This is a genomic window from Lysinibacillus sp. NPDC093210 (assembly GCF_044753985.1).
Lineage (GTDB): Bacteria > Bacillota > Bacilli > Bacillales_A > Planococcaceae > Lysinibacillus.
Map to the genome: position 1 here is coordinate 145,409 of NZ_JBIVOE010000006.1, position 20,157 is coordinate 165,565.

The window sequence follows — 20,157 nt, forward strand, 5'->3', positions numbered from 1 at the left end:
CACACACCTTTAAAAACATCTTATTCTACTTCACTATTTAGCTTTTGTTCTATTGGACTAACTGACCTTACTTGCAAGACGATAATTGCCGCGATAATTGCCTTTATACAATCACCTGGTAAAAACACTAACGCTCCTACTAAACCAGCCCAAATGGACGTTTGTGTAATCAATGCCATAACTGGTGCTCCAATTAAACTAACTAGTAATACACCAAATGCAAAATTAATAATCAATAATTTCCAAGTTTTAATAGAAGACCATATTTTTTCAGTTACATAGCCAATTAGAAAAGCTGCAATCGGCCAGCTAAGAATATATCCTGCTGAGGGACCAACTAATACCGAAAAGCCACCTCGTCCACCAGATAATAAAGGTAAACCTAAAGCCACTAAAACAATAAACAGTACGAGACTAATTGCCCCAGTTTTCTTTCCTAAAAAACCTCCTGCTAACATTACACCTAAAGTTTGTGCTGTTATCGGTACAGGAATAAAGCCCACTGAAATTGGAGGAATCAATCCTAGTGCCGCTATTAATGCTGCAAAAAGTGCCGCATATACCATTTCTTTAGTTGTCATATAAAAAACCTCACTTTATAAAAAATTTATGCAAAAAAACCGGTTTCCTTGTATGTGAATTATAATAGCGCTAAATTCTATTTGTGTAAACTTATTTTTTGTACGAAGTTAACTCAAATATTGTTATACTATTTTTAAGTGATTGTTTTTCTATTGTAATGTTGTGATTTTTTACAAAAAAAAGAACAGACATTAAGATCAGTCTGTTCCTGAAAGTATAACTAAGTGGATTTTGGACTTATTGCTTCAAAATAACGCCATAATGAAATTTTGAAGTTAAACGTGTCAATCTTGAAAAATGATATTTTTCAAACCATGCCGACCGAAAGTGAGCCTTTAAAACAACTCGCTTTTTTGCAACTCGTAACGCTTCTGTTACCCATTCATCGGTTAATGTTAAGTGTGCTCCAGCAGTACGAAGTGCTTGAAAATTATTCGATTCCTCTATAATTTCTTCAAACATCGGATCCATATAGACGACATCAAATGCATTGTCGGGCTGTAATTTTAAATATGCTATAGCTTCAGCTTGTACAACTTCAATTTGTCGCATACAAGCAGTTAAAGGAAGCTCCGATGTATCATATGTGTCCATTCCGTGTGCCACAATAAACGCCACATTAGGATCTGCTTCTAGCCCAACCACACGCCCAGATTCCCCAACAATGAAAGCAGCTAACATCGCATCTGCACCTAAGCCTAGCGTGCAATCCAATATCTTATCATTTTTTTCCAACTTTACGGCCTCTAAAAACGGTTCAATTTCTCCGCGCGCCACTCGCTTTAAACGAAATGCCGCTGAATTTGGATGAAAGAAAAATGGGTCTTCTGCGCCAAAAGCATAATATTCATAGCGATTTTTTCCTGCAACAATAACATTTGCCTGCATTTCCTCCGAAATTTTACGAATGGAGCGCTTATTACGAGCCACAAACGGGACATGTAACGTGTCACACACAAAATCAGCGAGCACCATCGACAAGTTGTCTGGTCTGCCCGCTGTAGTCACAATCGTTTTTATTTCTCGCATGTTTGCTCTAAAACGCCTGTTAAATGCGCTGTAATTTGCTCCACTGGAAAACCTTCAATTTGTTCACGTGGAATAAAATAAGCCAATTCCCCATCTTTTAAAATAGCCATCGACGGCGAGCTTGCTGGCACATCCTCAAAGAAACCACGCATAGCAGCAGTAGCTTCAGGATCTTGCCCCGCAAATACTGTTACAAGATTATCTGGTTTTACCGTAGCTACCGCTTCACGTGCTGCTGGACGAGCCAACCCAGCCGCACATCCACATACTGAGTTGATAACAACTAAAGAAGTTCCCTTTGCCTCCGCCATAAATTCATTTACAGCATCAGCCGTTGTCAATTCACTAAACCCAGCCTCCACCAACTCTTCACGCATTGGCTTCACTACTTGTTTCATATATTCGTCGTAAGCGTTCATGCTTTTACCCTCTTTCATATGTAATCACAAAGCCCATTATAGCAAGGTTTCTTACGAATGTACAAAAACTTGTTTTCGCCCAAAATCACATGTTTTCGGGAGAAATGTGACTTTTTCGTGACTTTCGTGACTTTTTTTGTGTAACGAAGTGGCATTAGTTGTGGGTTGTTACACACCTAAAAAATGGATTTGTTTCTTAGTATTACACTTTTATTATCAAAAAGTGTCGATTTTTATTATGGAAAATTAAATTATTAATGGTTAAAGTTGTTACTGCGGGGTAGTTGGAATAATGCCCTTAGATATTTTGAAGGAGGATACATAAGTGATTAATTTATTCAAAAAACGTTTTATTTATCTTACATTAATGGTATTAGCAATAGTTAGTTTTAGTGTCGAAAGTGCATCAGCAGCAGAAGGTGTGGATTATGAAGAAGGTATTACTAATTTAAATAACACTCCTGAAAATAGTGCAGTAGTTGGGGATAGACTTACACAACCTGAAATTGGCTGGAAGAGATATGATGATAATCATAACAAAATCATATACGAAAAAGATAAATGGACAAGGCACACAATAAATACTGCTACTTCTGATTATAAAAAAGGAAGTATGGGCGCAAAGAAAAATGTATCTGCTAAAATGGAATTTTGGTTTTTAGGAAGTAAATTAAATATTATTACATATAGAGCAACATCTTACTCAAAAGACGCTTTAGTTAAAATAGACGGAATTGATCAAGGTTATCTTCAAAGCGTTGGTTCAAATCAATCTCAAATCTTGGCATTTAAAAAAGAGGGATTAAACTTTGGTATTCATAAAGTTGAAGTTATGGTAACAAGTACCTCACCTATTGTAGAGACGTTCAATCTTAGAATAGACGCTATTGATATCGATTCAGATGGTAGTCTTGTTGATGAAGTATTTATTGAAAATTCTATTACATTAGACAAAAATAATTTAGAATTGCTTGAGGGTAATTCAGAAAAACTAACTGCAACAGTCACTCCAGACAGCGTAGATGTAATTTGGTCAACAAGTGATGAATCAATTGCCACTGTAGACCAGAACGGTAATGTAACTGCCATTCGTGAAGGCGAGGCAATTATTACTGCTAAAGTCAAAAATACAGAATTAGTTGCGACTGCTACAGTTATTGTTAAGAAACCAAACAATGAATCTTCCAGTGCAATTTTGAGTATTACTTTAGTAAACGGTATTACAAAAGAATATGATGTAACTAATACTGTTTTAAATAATTACTTTAATTGGTTTGAAAGTGCCCAAAGTACTTCAACTTTCAAATTCACAAAAACTATCTCACCTTATAAAAAAGTAACTGAATATATTGTACACGACAAGATTGCTTCATTTGAAGTAAGAGAGTATTAATCAAAAGACCGCCCTCCACAATGATTAAGTGGTAGAGCGGTCTTTCGATTTTACTTATTACGTCTTTGCTAAATTGTAATATACAATCCGATTAACCGATCTGTAGTCATCACGCCATTTTGTATATCTTTCAAATATGAAGCTTGAATTAACGTTATATATATTTTTTATACTTACTAAATCCTTGTTGAACTAACGTGCTCATTTCCTGAACATTAGTACTACATAATAATTAATTATTCGCTATTAACGATTTAAACTTTCTATAAACTTTTCAGATTCCGTAGCTATTCGCTCGTAGTCAATACTATGAACATAGTGAGATGAATCTAACTCAATTAATTTACCATTATTAGTCATACTAATGAAGTCATTTTGAATTCTATTCCATGTTTTATTATCAAAACCAGTTCCCTCACCATTCGATGTAAACAAAAGTGTAGGAATCCTTGATATTTCAGCTTTTTTAACTTTTTGCGCATTTGGTTTTATATTATTTATTTCGTTAATCATATCTTTAGTTAACGTTCTTCGATAAAAAATTGCTTTATACAACTTTTTATCTTTATCTGATAAATTTCCATATTTTATTGTGTCACTTTGCGATAGCTTTGGAATCCATCGTGTTAAACCAGTGTTTGCAGCTAAAGCTCCTAATCGAACGAGGAACATATTGATATCTAATTCTTCATATACCGCTGGAACTGCCATATCTAATCCAATAATAGCTTTTATTTCATCAGGGTAGTCTTGCGCCCATTTCAAGGCTTCAATACCAGACATAGAATGAGGAAATAAAATATATGGTTCCTCAACACCTGATTTAATAAGAGCGTCCTTTGTTTCAGCTAGGATTGTATCAATGTCTCGATCAGTATCTGTGACTTCACTAAATCCATAACCCGCCTTTTCAACAACAACAATTTTATATTTATCGCTAAACAAGGAATAAAGAGATTTAAAATCTAAAGCAGGTGAGCTCGTGCCACCACCAGACATAAAAACAAGAGTATCTTCTCCTTTTCCTTCTGTATAAACGTGCATTTGATGACCATTAACTTCTACAAGTTGCCCAATTGGAACAAATAGTTCTTCTTCTTTTGACAATTGTATTTTATGATTGATAAAACTCACAGAAAGAATCAACACAAAAAACGAAATAATAACTACAAATATTATTAACATAATACGTTTAATCCTCATTTCATAGTCGACACCCATATTCTTAATTCTGTTTGTTGAAAATTATCCATTAACTTCTTCTACATAATACTCCGATTGTTTAACACAAGTAAAAAAACGCACTTATAGTAACCTGCTTAAGATAGTTGAAAAAAAATATACTTAAAGCATCGATTGGTAACTTAATGGTGTTAATCTGTATATCCCACTCATTTTTCTGATAAACACCTTTATAAATTATACTAAAAATACCTAAATATAACAATAAAGTTTCAAAACAGGAAAACTCAAGCACATATAAATTGGATCTGCACTTTACCGTTTATTTAGTTGCTCGTCGTTGATGTATTGCAATGAATAATCCAATCAAACGATCCGTTGTCATGACACCACTTTGTAAATCCTTCAAGTGTGAAGCTTTGATAATACCATCCTTGACAGCCTGCGCAATAAAGTTCTCCGTCTCCGTTCTCATTGCTGGTGAACCTGGATTCCATGTTGTATTTGCCACCTTTATTTCCTCCTTCTTGTCTTTTACAATTAATTGGACTTTCAATTTACTATTGCTTGGTACGATTACCTTTCCTTCTAATTTGTAGCCTCTAGGTATCTTCCAATTCGACTTCACTTCAAAATGCGGACGGTCAATTCTGCGTGTCCAATCACCGCCCCATGTAATACCTAACTTACGAGCTATTGCCCCGACTTTTGTTAATGTATCTACCTCATATAAGGGTTTAGGAGGAGCTACGGCAATGTCCCATGCCAATCGTAAATTATGGTTACTCTTCAGTGTCCACGTCACAACTTTCCCTGGTCTTGTTCTACCTGTGCATATAGATAATTTTGGCGTGCTTGCGATCGGTATGTTTCCGTAACAAAGATATTTTTGATTCCTGCTTTATAGCACTGTTGAAAGAGCAATCTGCAGGCCGTTTGCGCCACTGGTAGTAATTCACCTAAATCTCGGCATGTAGTTGTAACACTCATTGTTTATCACCTTTTTTATCATCATTGTCGTTTTGAAGTTGTTTAAAAGCATTTGTTAAAAACTTCGGCACTTTCATCCCCAGCTTTCCAAGATTCTCAATCATACTGATACCTTCCATACCAATTAGAAAAAGAATCATGGCATTGCGCATAAAGTTTCCACTCTCGGTTGCCAAGTCCAGTTGCACTGCTGCAATCACCATCAAGATCATCGCTAGCTTTTTAAATAGCCCTTTCAAGGCTTTTCTGCTATCAACGTTTTTCACAACAAATGCAACCATGATTCCTAAAATATAATCAATGGACATAAAAATAGTGAGTGCTTTGATTAAATGGTCAATCCCACCAACAAAATAAGCGACTCCTGCCATGGAGCCGCCTACGAGTGATGTATATAATGTGTCGGTTTTCATCGGACACCTTCCTTTTTTGCAAAATAAAAGCCCTCCACTAATGTTTGTCGAAGGCAATAAAATTATTTTTAGTTAAATTTATTTAGACAGAGCATGGAATTGTTCTTTCGCGAAAATCCCTTCTTCGATGGACATTTTCAACAATTCAAACAAACTTTCTTTTTCTAAATCTAATGCATTCTTAATATATCGCAATACACCATTTTCATTTATTTTATACCAGGCGAAACGAACTTCAATTCTTTTAAGGGCTTTTACATAAATTTCTTCAATTGCATACACATTTTCTCCATCCTGAATTTTAACTTGTTTCAAGATATCACAGTATTCAGTTGACTTAACGATATTTACCACAAACTTCACTCCTTTCTCTATCAATGTAATCACAAAGAAGTAAAGTTTGCTCTAATAACTTTTTGACAATAAAAATAACGCTAAGCATCTGCTTGCGTTTGTTGTGCATCCATTATAGTTAATAGCTCTGTGTATTCTTGATCTTCTAATTGATTATTAGCATAAAAGACATTGACTTTATTCAACATAGCCGTATGCTCATATCGCTTACGGTCAATTAAAAACTTACATAATTCAAATACCTTCATCTTATTTTCCTCCTAATCCTAATTCAGATCTTGATACTAGATACTCAACATTTAATAGTATTTGTGCTTGCATTTCCTCAACTGTCAGTTGTGAATTCATTGGTGGTGCCATAGTAGTGACAGGAGATGTGAACTCGCCCGTTTCACTATTGTATAAAAACCCTTCTTCAATTCCTTCAAGACCTGTAATTTCTAAAAAATCCTCAACATTTGGATATGGGGGTAATTCTTCTGCATCGAAAATCCAGTATGCTGTATTATCTACAATTTGAACAAACTTTTTCATTTGTAGTCTCCTTTAATATTCAATGATAATGATGCCATCTCCGCCTTTCAGAGTCGACCCACTAGTCGCACCAGAGCCTGCTCCCGAACCTGCTCCAGGAGCAATTGGGGTAGATGTGTCGTGCGCATTTCCGCCATCTCCAAACCCTGCTCCCCCTCCAAGCATATTCAAAGCAATGTTTGTCTCGCCTGAACCACCTAATCCATAAATTGTACTAGACCTATCAAAAGGAATTGAAGTTGACTGCGTTATAAAATTAGGTGTCGTCCCTTTGTTGCATAATGGAGAATTACCGGTTGCTTGTTTTGCATTACCTTGAAGACCTCCAGCACCTCCATTGCATACAATACCAAAACCAGAAGTAGCACCGCCAGCATTACCACGAGTGGTTGTAGAAACATTTGTAAGACCAGCACCGCCAGTACCAACTACTAATCTATACGTATTTCCCGGAGTAACTTTGATCGGTTTTCTACGAACTGATGCTCCTCCATAACCACCAGTTGAAGTTGTGTTGTAGGAATTTGTTACAGTAACACCACCACTACCACCAGCACCAAACATGGTTAAAACAATAACAGTAACGCTTTCTGGACATGTCCAAGAATAAGTACCAGGCTTATCAAAAACAGCAATATTTTGTTTTAAATCACCATTTTGAATTTTGAGCAACAGTGAATCTTGTTTATTATTTAGATTTTCTACTACTGTTTTCGTTCTATCTGTTGTGCCTTTGATACCATCCACTACTGTTTTCGTTGCATCAGTCGTTCTTTTCATTCCATCTACTACTGTTTTAGTTGTTTGAGCTGTTCCTTTAATACCATCCACTGCTGTTTTGGTTGTATCAGTTGTCCTTTTCATTCCATCTACAACTGTTTTAGTTGTTTCAGTCGTTTCTTTAATACCATCCACTGCTGTTTTGGTTGTATCAGTTGTTCTTTTCATTCCATCTACTACTGTTTTAGTTGTTTCTGTTGTTCCTTTAATACCATCCACTACTATTTTAGTCGTATCAGCAGTTTTTTTCGTACTATCTACTACTGTTTTAGTTGCATCAGTCGTTCTTTTCATTCCATCTACTACTGTTTTAGTTGTTTGAGCTGTTCCTTTAATACCATCCACTGCTGTTTTGGTTGTATCAGTTGTCCTTTTCATTCCATCTACAACTGTTTTAGTTGTTTCAGTCGTTTCTTTAATACCATCCACTGCTGTTTTGGTTGTATCAGTTGTTCTTTTCATTCCATCTACTACTGTTTTAGTTGTTTCTGTTGTTCCTTTAATACCATCCACTACTATTTTAGTCGTATCAGCAGTTTTTTTCGTACTATCTACTACTGTTTTAGTTGCATCAGTCGTTCTTTTCATTCCATCTACTACTGTTTTTATTGAATCAACTGCAGTTTTTATCAGTGCTTGTATTTCAAAACTTGGCAACTTATAAGGCATTATTCAACCACCTCCTGATAATCCATAGTTGGACAATTAAAAGTTGTATCCCACCCAAGGATTATTTGATATTTTTTATTACCTTCCACAAATTGGTTGTGTTTCGTCATATCTTTCATATGTGCAGTAATGTCACTTACTTGTTCCATAATTCTTGTAGTATTTTGAGATATAGAAGATACTTTTTCGTCTACATACTTCTTGCTTGCAAATATAACTGCTGGATCTACCCTTAGTGTCACAGCACTAGCATTAGATACTTCTAGAATCATCCGTAAATATAAATCTTTTAAACTTCCTTGTTCCGCTGCGGGCTCATACGTTTCTGGCACCTTTCCGATAGCTAAAAGAACGCCCGCTGGATTGAAAACACCGATTTCCCTTATACTAAATCCTCCTGCTGTTGCAGGAATCACAGCCTCTATAACTAACCAATTTGGATTCTTTTCATCAATTGAAATCGAATTAATAGGTCCTCTCCAAACTTCATTAGCAAGCTTGGTAGCAGCAGCTACAGGATTATAATAAGCGCCATTACTATCACCTACAGCTATAACAGAAAAATCTACTTTACTTTGAGAAACTTGTGCATTTGCAAATGCCGCCATACCCGCGTTTGTTAAAATGGTATAAAAGTTTTCAGCCACTTAGTTACCCCCCTTTTGGGAAAATCGTTGTTGTATCAAAGAACTGCTGTCCTGTTCCAAAACGATAAGTACCTTTTGTATTAATATTTGCGATTTGCCATGGAAAAACCGATATTTCTTCACCAAAAATTGAACAAGCTCCTACTTGCGTTTTACAGTTTGTAGTAAAGAAAACATCTATTTTTTCTAAATGTGAACGGATATTTTTATATTCATTAATCATCGTGATTAGGGAGCTAAACGTTTCCTCACTAATGCTTTTATCCTCGATGTTAACTTCAATCTTAAAGTTATAAGGTTCTCCTCCGTACTGGAACCATTCTTTTAATTTACTATCAAGAGCAAGCTTATTAAATACTAGATGAATAGCTGCAGGCGTACCCTTCTTACGATGCAAGCTAATTGAAGATTTCACTAGTTTTCTCTTCTGGTCAATCGGCAAATTAGCCTGATAGAAATCAACATGCTTTTCAAATGCTAATAAATCAAGTAACTCATCCGGCATCTCATCAATATTGACTAAATTGCTAACAACTCCAGCTTCCTGATAAGCTTGTTTTAATTGCATTTCCGTAGCTTCTGCAATGGCTTCAAGCACAGGGTCTTGTCTTAAACTAGGGGGCAACAATTTCAATAAGTCACTAGTCATTTGTTAGCCCTTTAAACGTTATTTCCGTTGATGATTCATTTGCAACCTGAGTATCTGCAATTTCAATAAACATAGGTGAACTTACAGATACACGCGCTGCCCCGGCTTGTTTTAGACGTGCTATTAGCTCTGAAAAATCAACATCTCGCCCCATTTTTGAACGTTGCCATATAAGATACCCTTCAAAAGCTTGATTCACTTGCTTTTCGATAATCGGAGAAACTATACTGTTTTGATTTGCAATCCAATACTCTACTGATACTGTGTAATTAACAATCGATGGTGCTTTTACTAATACCTTGTCAGTTAATGGTCGAATTTGGTTATCTCTCATTTTCGTTTCAACTAAAGTCAACTCTTCTTCTACCGGAAGCTTTCCGTTTGCCATAAGAATATAGACATGCACTTCTCCGCTTATCGGTGATTCTACTTTTACATCACTTATATTTTGATTAACAGCTTTAGCCCAATAAATATAAGCCCCTTTGGGACCAGCTACGGAGAAACTTTCGGGTGCTAATCGAATTCGTTCTGCATAGGCATCATCACTTTCCTCATCTGCACCACCACTAGTAACGGTTGTGTTTTGGACGGATATCACATAAGGTAATGGCTCTACTAATGTGGCGATTTCACCGACTAAAAAGCCATTACCCATTTCTCCTGGCTCCGTACAAGTAGCCTCAACTGTATAAGTGTGGGTACCTGGCGCTATGATATGGGCTTCCTTTGACTCAAAATAAACATCGCCAACCTGATACCTTGTTCCCGCAGGAATTGTCAGGGCATCCACACGATCTTCTTCTAAACTAAAAGCCATTGTGGTCTGTGCATATTTTGCTGGTAGACGTTCTGTAGACATTTCTGTACCCATATGATCGAGCATGTCATCCTCGGCATATGACAAGCGATTCTGGCGCAAACCGTGTTCTAATTTGTTGCGCTCTATGGACACAAATGCAGCCAAAGCCTGAATAAATTTCAACCTTGGATCTGCACGTTGCAGAGTTAGCCCTGTTTTTTCTCTAACATGCATCAACATTTCACTTTCAATTTGCTCGGGCGCTTTTTCTAAAAAATATAAATCAGGTAAATTAAAGCGACTCATGAATGCTCACCTTCACTCTTGGCATCAAACGTCCTTTAAGACCATCTCCTAAAACATCTACAGCTACAACGATTGCTCGTGGTTCAAATTTGTGAATCGCTTCGGTTAAATTGGCGACTATTCTTGCTTTTGCAATTGGAATAGGCACATCGATTACCGTCTTATCCCACCCAAACTCACGGTCCAGTGGGCAACTCATACTAGCTGTGGCCATAATAAAAGCGACATTCTGTAGAATCTCCTCTACACCTGTCGCTCCAAAATCGATTGTTTTCATTGGTTCTGTCGGCTCAACTATGTACATCTCATCACCCTTTCTTAAACGTAGAATAAGCCTTATTCGCTGTAATATATTTTCCTCCACCAATGCTATACCAACCATCTTTCACACCGTAAACAGTCAATAGCTGATTTTTCATGGCATACCCTAGCACCTTATGATGGATACCTGGGCCACTTCGTATATGCACCGATTTCACCGTAATGGTCATCGTTCCGAGTGCTTTTTTACTACTGGTAACTGCTTTTTGTTGCGTGTTTGCTGTTGTTTTTTTAACGACCGTTTTGCTTTGCACATACTCTTTTAAAGACTCCGTTACTTCTGCAGAAAACACATTTCCTGTTGGATCAATATTTCGTAAGCCTGCCGATAACTCCGCTATTACAAATTTGTTTGGCGCGATTGGTTTTTGTCCTAAGATAAAGTGATGTGCTTCCCCTTTATGTTGCATGTTCTCTAACTTCGACAGTTCTTTTACAGGATTGATGCCTTGTTCAGCACGCAATAAAAGGTTGTACGTAATATCCGTTAGCCCCGAACCATTAAACTCTAATTTTGTCTTGTTGCCTTGAATATCATGCTCTTCCCACTTGGCACTGCTTTTTTTCTCTAAATCATAAAATGTCAGGGTTTTATCTGTGGAAACTTCAAATAGTACATCGCCAAAGCTACCGATTGTCGCCATTTCGAATCCCTTCCTTTATGAAGTACTAACAATTGGTGAAAGTAATTGGCCATTTACTGTAACTGATCCTTTTGTTTGGATATTGATTTCACCAACTATATTGACATATAATGTATGCGTCTTACCATCATAGTCAATCAAACTACCATCATCGAACTCGATACATCGTTTCTCTGGTTCGCTACATGGTGGCCGTGTGCCTTCTGAATAAAAAGCCCCTACAATAAAGCCTTCACTTTGTTTTGTAAACAAACAAAGTACATGTTCACCAATCTTCGGCATCCAGAAATCCTTATTTTTTAAAGTCCCGCGATATAACACACGCAACGGAGCTGATATTTTGTTGTCTTGCTCTTCAATTTTGACCCGTGCTGTTCCCTTTGTTGAATCAATGGATGTGACTTCGCCAACTTGCACACGCATCAGTACCCCTCCAAACATTTACGTAAATCGAGTGTTATTTTGCTTTTGTGATGTTGTACCCTCGTTACGATATATTTTCCGTTCAAACGGCCAAACCCGATTACATCAAACGTCATGCCCGCATTCGCTTCCATTTCACGATAATCACCTTGTGCAATAATCGAGGCATTATGAATCATTAATGCGCCAACAGGAGCAATAACCGTTCGTTTTGTAGCCATTGCAATAATGGACGCTGCACTTGCACAAACACCAGTAATTTCGGCTACAGAATCACCAGGAAACTTTTTAATATGTGACCATATTTCAGAAGCTGCATAAACAGATCCACCAGGGCTATTAATATTAACGATCAGCTCTTTTTCGTTACTTGAGATAGCTTTATCTATTTGCTGCATAATGCGTTTAGGGCTAACAGCAGGAATACCATACCAGTCATAAATCCATTGTTCTCCGTCTGGTACAATCGCGCCACGAAGGTCAATCCTCATCATCTATTCTCACCCCCTTCTCCTGTACAACATTTTTCATGATTTCTAAATAACTCAAATCGAGCCCCGCCTCGCGACGTGCTTGTTCTTCACGCTCACGCTGTGCGTGATTAAGCCAGTAGTTACCACCTGTTAGTTCAACCGTTTCACGTGCTCTTGTACTAAAGCCATTTTCCACACGTAACATCGCAGCCTGTACTTCTTTTAATGGGTCGAGTTGTCCTTGTGTTGGCCCATTCCACTCAGCACCACAATAAGCTTTTCGCACTAATGGATTGTCTAAAAAACCCGGTGCTTGAATTCTGCCAAGAAGGATCGCTTCTGTTAACCATTCCTCATAAATTGGCTGGCAAAAATCATTTGCTAAAAACGTGCGCCGCATCTTAAACATCTTCCACGCCTCTAAAAGTGCAGCCCGTGAGGCTGAATAACTGGATGTAAAATGTTTTAATAATATTTCATAAGGGAGCTCTAACGCTGTTCCAATTTGACGGCAAACCGCTACAACAAATGGATCAAATGAGGCATTATTACGTGCTGGATTGGAGGTATTTGCTTTTTCACCTTCTGCAAGTGCAACAATGGCACCTGCGCCAAGTTCATAGCTTAATTCATCCTCTTTATCCACTTGTTCTTGTTCATTAATGGCTGACCCTAACGGAGGCGCATCATACTCATCCTTTGTTTCGATGAAAACTGTAAACAGGGAAGACACAAGTGCAGCCGTTAACTCCGCGTCAGTATATCTTCCAAGCTGTTTTAAGCTCTCAATTACCGGCGCAAGGATTGGCACACCTCTTCGTTGCTCTGGCCGTTCAGACTCCATTAAATGCAATATATTTTGACGTCCGCTCTTCTGACCAAACTTGTCAATACGCACCCATTTTTTCTGACCGGTACTCTCCGCTAAAGGATGTGTATCACAAATATGGTAAGCAACAACTTCCCCATATCGACCAAGCTCCACGCCATTGATAATGTTTTTACTTGCTCCATTTGGACTACATATACGGTCACTTTCAAGCAACTGCACACGCAATCCGTACCAATGTTGCTGATGGTTTCGATAAGGTAACGTTGCAAACACCTCTCCACTCATCAAACACGATATAAATGCTAGTTGCTGCAGTTCATAGAAATTATTCATTTGCAATGCATCACACATAATTGAATCGGCCCATAGCGCAAATTCACGTTCAACCGTCGTTTCCCACGCATCCGCTTCCTCAATAGACAAACCTAAAAACTCATGGTCAATTTGGCTGTTCAAAATCAAACCGTAGCCTACAACATTCGTTCGTATCGTTTTGATTGAGCCAGTAGCAAGTGGGGTGTTCATATATAGATCACGAGATCGTTGACGCAATGTATCTTGATTGTCATCGATATCTTCTTTCGTGGAACCACCTTTAAAAATCCAACCAATCATCGATTTCTTACGCCTATTGGCGCCACTATTGGCATAACCTGAATTCATAATTTGTAGTCGCTTTCGAGCACCTGCGCGCTTCAAAGCTCTTTCAGGCGAAACAACCTCAATCGCTTTATCCAATATGTTCACTTGTCACACCCCCTACAAATCACGCGGAACAACTCGTATCACTCGTCTACGGCTTCGACCAAGCTCTCGCATTTCTGCTAAAGCTAACTCGCTTCTCCAAAACTTTATTTGGTCCCTGACTTGCGCCAAATTTGCACGGTCAAAACGTCTATTTTCTAACGAATAACTCTGATTAATGGCGATTTTCGCCTCTGCCTCCAACCAAATAGCTAACCTTACTCTACATTCATCAACCGTAAAAGCCATCTTCTACACTCCTTTAGAAATCACTCTCCGCTTACGTTTTTTACGCCTCGTTGTTTGCGTATAAATATTGCTCGTTAAATTGTGTTCAGCAAGATAGTTCAAATCCGGATTTAATATACGTAAAGCAGCTGTTGCATAATTTCGTAAATCAAGCGGTTCATTGCGGATATTGGAAGAACGTTTCACCCATTCAATACGCGGCACGCCTTTGAAAAAGCGTGTCACTTTTCTTTCTGCCGTTAAGCCAATAAAAAAAGCCTCGTCATACCCTTTATCCGCTTCTAACGGAAAATGGCAATAACCAGGCTTATCTTCGTATTCATTTTTCAATCGAGAATAAATTAAATCCTTCCCTTCATTCACCCCAAGCGTAAACAAATGCACTTGTTGTCTCCCCACCTTTGACGGTTTATTAATATAAGGGACGCCATTACCGCCCTTCCCTTTAATCGCAAATACTCGGCGATGCTCCCTGTCTTTACAAAAATCATAGACCTCACTTGTATAATGCCCACCTGAATCCACACAAGTGGCAGCAACACAAAGCTTTACACCGTCGTTCCGTATATAATCCTTTAATAAAAATGCATCAACTTGATTCCATACAGCATGCTGCGCCGGATCTCCGTAAAATATTTTATAAGCTATTCCCCAGGAAATCTCATCCACTCCCCAGCCGACTATCTCCACTTCTAGACGGTCATCTTGCACATCGACGCCTGCTGTCAGCACTAATACATCCTTAGGCACTTCACAATCATAACGAACACGTCTGGAAACAAGTTTCGTATGGTCTTGGTCATTGGTTTTTTCCTCCCAAGATTCCCCGAGCGTTGTATTGACCCACGTTTTAAATGTTTCTAGCCCTTTACGTTTCGCTTCTTTAAATTCCGCAATAATCTTTGCCCAGTTCTCCCAAGGTGATGCTAATGCATTCAGATGAAAACCTCGCTTAGATGCTTCAGGATTTCGCGCAATCCATTTACCAGGACGTGACTTCCACTCCACTTCGTTATGTTGTGCCTTACAATGCACACATTCCATCGTCACCGTCTGAAAACGAATTTGTGGCCAACTATACGGTTGAAATAACCCACAACTCGGACAAGATACACACCATTGTTCCATTGTGCTTTCCTCATATTCAGCTTCAATTCTCGATGCACCTTTTATAGTTGGTGTTGATACAGATACCCATTTACTGTTCCAAAAAGTCTTTGTCCGCTTTTGCGCAAGTGCTAACGGATCTCCTTCTGCACCTGCAGATGCAGGGAACCGGTCTACCTCGTCAGCAAGGATTAAACGAACAGGTCGAGAAGATAGACTTGCAGGTGAATTGGCTCCAACAAGCGTTAAATGGCCACCAGGAAACTTCTTTTGTAGCAACGTATTATTTCCATCCTTCGCCTTTGGACTATTAATTTTCTTCGTTAATGTTGGTGTATCCCGTATCATGGCGGCTATCCTATCTTTAGAATAGGCCTCTGCCATTTCAAGCGTTGGCTGCATTAAAAGCATTGGTGACGGATCGTAATCGATATAGTAACCGATAATATTGTTTAATATTTCGGATTTCCCAACTTGTGCAGACGACATCACGACAATTTGTTCAACCCCAGGATCATTGACTGCATCCATAATCTCTCTTTGATAAGGTGCACGCTCCGTATTCCATCGCCCATGCTCAGCTGACGATTCCTTGGATAATACACGATGCTTATCTGCCCACTGCGATACCGTAAGCTTTGGAGGAGGTGCTACTAGACTAGCAATTTCTTTAAATAAGCTCATTGTCTGTTTTTGGACCATCTTCATCACCATCCAATTCTAGTTCAACATTATCCTCTGTAAAATACTGTGCTGCATCATACTCAGCAAGCTCAGCTAATGCCTCATGAATATCTCTTTCCAGTAATGCCTCTATCATCTTCGGGTCATCCTTACTCGCTAAAAGTAATGCAGACTTTGAAGGGAGCGACAACATCTTTGAACGAAACGCCATGACCATATGATTTTGAATTTTCTCCACTTCATCCGCCTTATGCATTTCTCGTTTTAGATGCGCCAACTCAATTTCAGCCTTCTCTCGCTTCGCCTTTTCATGCAGCCACTTCTCATAATCTAATGACTCCATCACCTTGTTCTCATCAATGCCATCAAAGGACATTTTCAAAAAAGTAATGTAGCGACTGACGGTATCGATAAGATCATAGCGGCCATGAGCAACACGCGCAATCACACCTTCTTCAACTAAATAACGAACATTTCTTTCTGTCATATTAAACATTTTGGCAATCGTTTTCGTATTGACAATCGTTCGATCATCCAATTTCGTTTTCGCCGTCACCCATGCACTCACCTCACTTGATTTACAGGATGGAAGGAACACCTTTTTTGACAATATATCTAGCCCTTTTTCGGGCTTCGGAGACCCGCAGGCTGGCGTTATTGGGTAGAAGAACCTAAGACAAAAAAAGACGACGCAGCATGTGCCGCATCGCCTGTCTTTATGTTGTTTGATAAATATTGCATACTACCATAATAGCATGCTTATCTTGAAAGAGTGTGCCAACATTCTGCCAAATTACTGCCAAAAGTCTGCCACTTATTTTTAATAATCTCTTTTAAATAATGACAAATAATATTTAGCATCAGCTTTTTCATATATTTCTATATTAAAAAACTTATATGTAACTATAATTAATATAAATATTATTAAAATCATTATGATTACTACCGCTTTATCTATACTAAGACCAGGAATTATTTCATCGAATTCTATCTTAACATTTAAAATGATAGTAATAAGTAAAATAATTAACGTTATTATTAAAGTATTACATGTTGCCGCAACCTTTGCTAATGAAGCTTTTTCATATATGCTCTCCAATCTTGCTATCAAAAACCTCCTATCATTTTCTTCCATATCATCAATTAATTTTAAGTTTCCAATAGAATTAGAGTGATCTTTTACATTTAGATTTTTTTTCAAAAAGAGCATTAATTCTACATCTTTATTGGAAAAAATAAGTTTCTTCAATTCAAGAATATCCATACAATCATCTCCCTCCATTAATTTACCACATTAACATATCTTACATTCTGTTAATGTGCAGATAGTATTAAAAAGCTAGATTTCTCAACACTTTACACGCCATTCAGATTGTGAGCTTTACATGTCCTTATTTTGTAAATGTCTTTAGTGTGTAAAAGTGTTTGTTATTTCAAGATGTTAAACCATTTCCTAAAATGGGCAAAATAAAAATAGCACCAACATCAGTGCTATTTTAAAATTTCAATCTTTTATTTAATTTTTGATAAGCTTGATCGATTGCATCTTGATTTATCCCAATATATTTCAATGTAATATAGGGAGCTGAATGATTAAAAATATCCTGCAGCAACGCCACATCTTTTTCTTCTTGATACACATGATAACCAAAGGTCTTACGTAGAGTATGTGTCCCTATTTCGTCTAAGCCATTAGTTAAAGCAGCTGCTCGTAATATAGCATATGCCCTCACTCTTGTGATTGGTTTATTTTTACCTTGTCGTGATTTGAATAAATATTCCCAGTCTTCCTTATTTTCAATGTACGGAATGAGCACTTTTTGCAATTCTTTTAAAATCGGAATGCGTTTCGTCTTATTCTGCTTCTTTTTCTGCACCTTTGACTCTTTTATAAACAACACTTGCTTATGACGAACATCTCCCACCTTTAAACGCAAAATGTCGCTTATTCTTAGCCCAGTATAAATACCAAAACAGAAGAGCAACTCATCACGTGGATTGTCTTGCAATGTTTTACGAACATCACGAATCATGTCTATATCACGTATTGGCTGGACAAAATTCATTGACTCTTCACCTCATATACCTCCACGCGCAATGCTAATGCCAATTTATACAATGCTTGTGCCTTTATGCGATAAAAAGTACGCTCACTAATATGAAGCTTTTTTGAAATTTGATAATTATACAAAGGTGTTTCCTCTAAACAAGCCATAACAATAATCTGTCGCTCTTTTTGCGTCAGCTTATAAAATGCACGATTAAATCGTTCAAAAAAGGCTTTCGCTTGCTTGTAATACTCTACATTTCGTATTGCTGCTTCTTCAACTTTTGATTGAAATCCTCCACTATAGGATGGCATGTTTAACGAATAATTTGCTGTAATCGTCGGCAACAAATCCTCAGGGGTTGTCAGTTGATACGTACGATATTGTCGTAAGATATTTTCAATGGCCTTTTGAGTAGCTTTTCCATCGATGTTTTTTAAGATATCCACTATCTATCACTCCTTTAGTAAAATAAAAAGAGGACAACATAAGAAAGTAGCGTCCGCTACAATCAAAAGTTGTCCTCCGGTATTTTCCGTAAAGGGTTTTTTTAAATACTAGAAAGAAATCTTTCTAATATTTTTGAAGATGGGTAACTTGATAATGAAGCTATCCCGTTTGCAAGTTCAATTGGATACAATCCTCCTGAATACCTGTGACTAATGATTTGAGGTAAAGTTGCTAAAATATTGTCTAAGCCTATTAAATCATTAACACCTGGTGCATCTTTTAAATCTAGATAAAATCCAGTTGGAATATTTAAAACTAAAAATGTAGTTGGATCATACTTAACAAATATCTTCTCTCCCCAGTTTGATCGTTTACCATAATTTATTTTAGTTGGTCTATCTTGAACATGAGTATTTACATACTCATGTGATAATACTAAATAGCTCATTGGTTCACCAAAATCTTTTGGTTTTATATGTTGGACAAAAGTCGATAGATGATCTACAAACTTCCCACTTTTCTCCTGTCCAATAATATTAATAGGGCGACTCTGATTTTTAGCATACTCCAAAAAATTTCGTATTGGATCCACTAATTTAACATATTGACTATTTAAACTAAGTGGGCCATCCTTAATAAAAAGAGTATCTTTTATCAGATTTTTATCATTATGATTCCAATGAACTCTTATTAGAGTGAATAACATAAGATGTTCCATTATTGACATATAAGCAGAAGCTAAACTATCAGGAGCCTTTTCTTCTGACATTTCAAGATGAAATCCAATCATATCTGTTAAAAAAAGCTTTTGATTACACATAGAATTTTCACAGTACTTGTTATTGCTATCAAAAGAAAAACTTTGTTCATGTTCACAGTAAGGACAATTGAAATTAGGTGAATTTTTATGAACAGACTGCCATTTTTCATACGATAACCATTTTAAGGTTTCGAAATAAGCCCCCTTCTCATCTTTCAAGAGGGATTCATAAATAATATGTCTAACTGCATCAAAATTTGTGCCTCTGCTCGTCTTAATATTTCTTAGAGGAAGTACTGTTGAATGAAACAAAGCGTTATCTTTCATTAATTTCTGTAAATCCATTGGGTGAGGATATTGTTTATCTATTTTTCCAAGTTGATAACTCGATAGATTAAGAATTGCAGTTTTAATAAATGCTACCTCTTTAGAGGGATAACTCCCAGACTTTACGGGTACAAAAGATCCATCCACTACCCAAATATTATTAAGAGCAGTACCTTCACTAGAATAGTTGTTCCAATTACTTAATAGACTTTTAGATGGTTCTGTTAAGACCGTATCAAAATCTGTTACTAATTGTTGAATCCATGGACTATTTACTAATGAAAGATGTCCTAACTTTGAAGCTGCTTCAAAAGGAAGACCGCTCCCTGCATTATAAGCCATTTTA

Annotated in this window: 26 protein-coding genes; 1 reads left to right on the top strand and 25 read right to left on the bottom strand. The window is 37.3% G+C overall.

Annotation, left to right across the window (positions count from 1 at the left end; all coding sequences use genetic code 11):
* Positions 1–20 precede the first annotated feature (20 nt).
* From ACIP9C_RS15315 to ACIP9C_RS15325, 3 genes are all read right to left on the bottom strand, one after another.
* Complete coding sequence (locus ACIP9C_RS15315) at positions 21–581, bottom strand: biotin transporter BioY (RefSeq protein ID WP_401011986.1); 561 nt, start codon at positions 579–581, stop codon at positions 21–23.
* A gap of 238 nt (positions 582–819) precedes the next feature.
* Positions 820–1,611 (bottom strand): class I SAM-dependent methyltransferase, encoded by a 792-nt coding sequence (locus ACIP9C_RS15320; RefSeq protein ID WP_401011988.1) that lies wholly within the window; start codon positions 1,609–1,611, stop codon positions 820–822.
* Positions 1,599–2,030, bottom strand: a complete 432-nt coding sequence (locus ACIP9C_RS15325; protein WP_401011989.1) for a BrxA/BrxB family bacilliredoxin — start codon at positions 2,028–2,030, stop codon at positions 1,599–1,601. The genes ACIP9C_RS15320 and ACIP9C_RS15325 overlap by 13 nt, the downstream gene beginning before the upstream one ends.
* 325 nt (positions 2,031–2,355) lie before the next feature.
* Here ACIP9C_RS15325 and ACIP9C_RS15330 point away from each other — a divergent pair, with 325 nt between their 5' ends.
* On the top strand, positions 2,356–3,423 hold the full coding sequence (locus tag ACIP9C_RS15330; protein WP_401011990.1) for an Ig-like domain-containing protein: 1,068 nt from the start codon (positions 2,356–2,358) through the stop codon (positions 3,421–3,423).
* Between the two features lie 246 nt (positions 3,424–3,669).
* On the opposite strand, the gene ACIP9C_RS15335 is transcribed toward ACIP9C_RS15330, so the two are convergent.
* The 22 genes from ACIP9C_RS15335 to ACIP9C_RS15440 form a co-directional block, all read right to left on the bottom strand.
* Positions 3,670–4,608, bottom strand: coding sequence for an alpha/beta fold hydrolase (locus tag ACIP9C_RS15335; protein ID WP_401011991.1), 939 nt, complete (start codon positions 4,606–4,608; stop codon positions 3,670–3,672).
* Positions 4,609–4,927: 319 nt separating this feature from the next.
* Positions 4,928–5,410 carry a M15 family metallopeptidase gene (locus ACIP9C_RS15340; protein WP_401011993.1) on the bottom strand — a complete coding sequence of 161 codons (483 nt, stop codon included), beginning with the start codon at positions 5,408–5,410 and terminating at the stop codon, positions 4,928–4,930.
* A 181-nt stretch (positions 5,411–5,591) separates the two neighbouring features.
* The gene (locus tag ACIP9C_RS15345; RefSeq protein WP_401011995.1) at positions 5,592–6,008 is read right to left on the bottom strand and encodes a phage holin family protein; all 417 of its coding nucleotides are present in this window, start codon (positions 6,006–6,008) and stop codon (positions 5,592–5,594) included.
* Positions 6,009–6,086: 78 nt separating this feature from the next.
* Entirely contained in the window at positions 6,087–6,362 is a 276-nt protein-coding gene (locus ACIP9C_RS15350; RefSeq protein ID WP_401011997.1) for a hypothetical protein, read from the bottom strand.
* Between the two features lie 80 nt (positions 6,363–6,442).
* Positions 6,443–6,610: a hypothetical protein gene (locus ACIP9C_RS15355; RefSeq protein WP_401011998.1), complete on the bottom strand. Its 168-nt coding sequence runs from the start codon at positions 6,608–6,610 to the stop codon at positions 6,443–6,445.
* 1 nt (position 6,611) lies between these two features.
* Positions 6,612–6,896, bottom strand: a complete 285-nt coding sequence (locus ACIP9C_RS15360; RefSeq protein ID WP_401012000.1) for a hypothetical protein — start codon at positions 6,894–6,896, stop codon at positions 6,612–6,614.
* A 12-nt stretch (positions 6,897–6,908) separates the two neighbouring features.
* Complete coding sequence (locus ACIP9C_RS15365) at positions 6,909–8,345, bottom strand: glycine-rich domain-containing protein (RefSeq protein ID WP_401012002.1); 1,437 nt, start codon at positions 8,343–8,345, stop codon at positions 6,909–6,911.
* Positions 8,345–8,992, bottom strand: a complete 648-nt coding sequence (locus ACIP9C_RS15370) for a phage tail protein (protein ID WP_401012003.1) — start codon at positions 8,990–8,992, stop codon at positions 8,345–8,347. Before ACIP9C_RS15370 ends, ACIP9C_RS15365 begins: the two co-directional genes overlap by 1 nt.
* Before the next feature lie 4 nt (positions 8,993–8,996).
* Complete coding sequence (locus tag ACIP9C_RS15375) at positions 8,997–9,641, bottom strand: phage tail protein I (protein ID WP_401012004.1); 645 nt, start codon at positions 9,639–9,641, stop codon at positions 8,997–8,999.
* On the bottom strand, positions 9,634–10,749 hold the full coding sequence (locus ACIP9C_RS15380; RefSeq protein ID WP_401012006.1) for a baseplate assembly protein: 1,116 nt from the start codon (positions 10,747–10,749) through the stop codon (positions 9,634–9,636). The genes ACIP9C_RS15375 and ACIP9C_RS15380 overlap by 8 nt, the downstream gene beginning before the upstream one ends.
* The gene (locus ACIP9C_RS15385; protein WP_401012007.1) at positions 10,736–11,053 is read right to left on the bottom strand and encodes a GPW/gp25 family protein; all 318 of its coding nucleotides are present in this window, start codon (positions 11,051–11,053) and stop codon (positions 10,736–10,738) included. Before ACIP9C_RS15385 ends, ACIP9C_RS15380 begins: the two co-directional genes overlap by 14 nt.
* Positions 11,054–11,057: 4 nt before the next feature.
* Complete coding sequence (locus ACIP9C_RS15390) at positions 11,058–11,714, bottom strand: phage tail protein (protein ID WP_401012009.1); 657 nt, start codon at positions 11,712–11,714, stop codon at positions 11,058–11,060.
* Between the two features lie 15 nt (positions 11,715–11,729).
* Positions 11,730–12,137, bottom strand: a complete 408-nt coding sequence (locus ACIP9C_RS15395; protein ID WP_401012011.1) for a phage baseplate assembly protein V — start codon at positions 12,135–12,137, stop codon at positions 11,730–11,732.
* Complete coding sequence (locus ACIP9C_RS15400) at positions 12,137–12,631, bottom strand: ATP-dependent Clp protease proteolytic subunit (protein ID WP_401012012.1); 495 nt, start codon at positions 12,629–12,631, stop codon at positions 12,137–12,139. Before ACIP9C_RS15400 ends, ACIP9C_RS15395 begins: the two co-directional genes overlap by 1 nt.
* Complete coding sequence (locus ACIP9C_RS15405; RefSeq protein ID WP_401012014.1) at positions 12,618–14,189, bottom strand: phage portal protein; 1,572 nt, start codon at positions 14,187–14,189, stop codon at positions 12,618–12,620. The genes ACIP9C_RS15400 and ACIP9C_RS15405 overlap by 14 nt, the downstream gene beginning before the upstream one ends.
* 12 nt (positions 14,190–14,201) lie before the next feature.
* On the bottom strand, positions 14,202–14,435 hold the full coding sequence (locus tag ACIP9C_RS15410; RefSeq protein WP_401012016.1) for a DUF6148 family protein: 234 nt from the start codon (positions 14,433–14,435) through the stop codon (positions 14,202–14,204).
* 3 nt (positions 14,436–14,438) lie between these two features.
* Positions 14,439–16,244: a phage terminase large subunit family protein gene (locus tag ACIP9C_RS15415; RefSeq protein ID WP_401012017.1), complete on the bottom strand. Its 1,806-nt coding sequence runs from the start codon at positions 16,242–16,244 to the stop codon at positions 14,439–14,441.
* Positions 16,213–16,782 (bottom strand): hypothetical protein, encoded by a 570-nt coding sequence (locus ACIP9C_RS15420; RefSeq protein WP_401012019.1) that lies wholly within the window; start codon positions 16,780–16,782, stop codon positions 16,213–16,215. The genes ACIP9C_RS15415 and ACIP9C_RS15420 overlap by 32 nt, the downstream gene beginning before the upstream one ends.
* A 264-nt stretch (positions 16,783–17,046) precedes the next feature.
* The gene (locus ACIP9C_RS15425) at positions 17,047–17,490 is read right to left on the bottom strand and encodes a hypothetical protein (protein ID WP_401012021.1); all 444 of its coding nucleotides are present in this window, start codon (positions 17,488–17,490) and stop codon (positions 17,047–17,049) included.
* 232 nt (positions 17,491–17,722) lie between these two features.
* The gene (locus tag ACIP9C_RS15430) at positions 17,723–18,292 is read right to left on the bottom strand and encodes a tyrosine-type recombinase/integrase (protein WP_340824306.1); all 570 of its coding nucleotides are present in this window, start codon (positions 18,290–18,292) and stop codon (positions 17,723–17,725) included.
* A complete protein-coding gene (locus ACIP9C_RS15435; RefSeq protein WP_340824304.1) occupies positions 18,289–18,723 on the bottom strand; it encodes an ArpU family phage packaging/lysis transcriptional regulator in 435 nt (144 codons plus the stop codon). The genes ACIP9C_RS15430 and ACIP9C_RS15435 overlap by 4 nt, the downstream gene beginning before the upstream one ends.
* A gap of 101 nt (positions 18,724–18,824) precedes the next feature.
* Positions 18,825–20,153, bottom strand: a complete 1,329-nt coding sequence (locus tag ACIP9C_RS15440; protein ID WP_340824302.1) for a hypothetical protein — start codon at positions 20,151–20,153, stop codon at positions 18,825–18,827.
* Between the last annotated feature and the right edge of the window lie 4 nt (positions 20,154–20,157).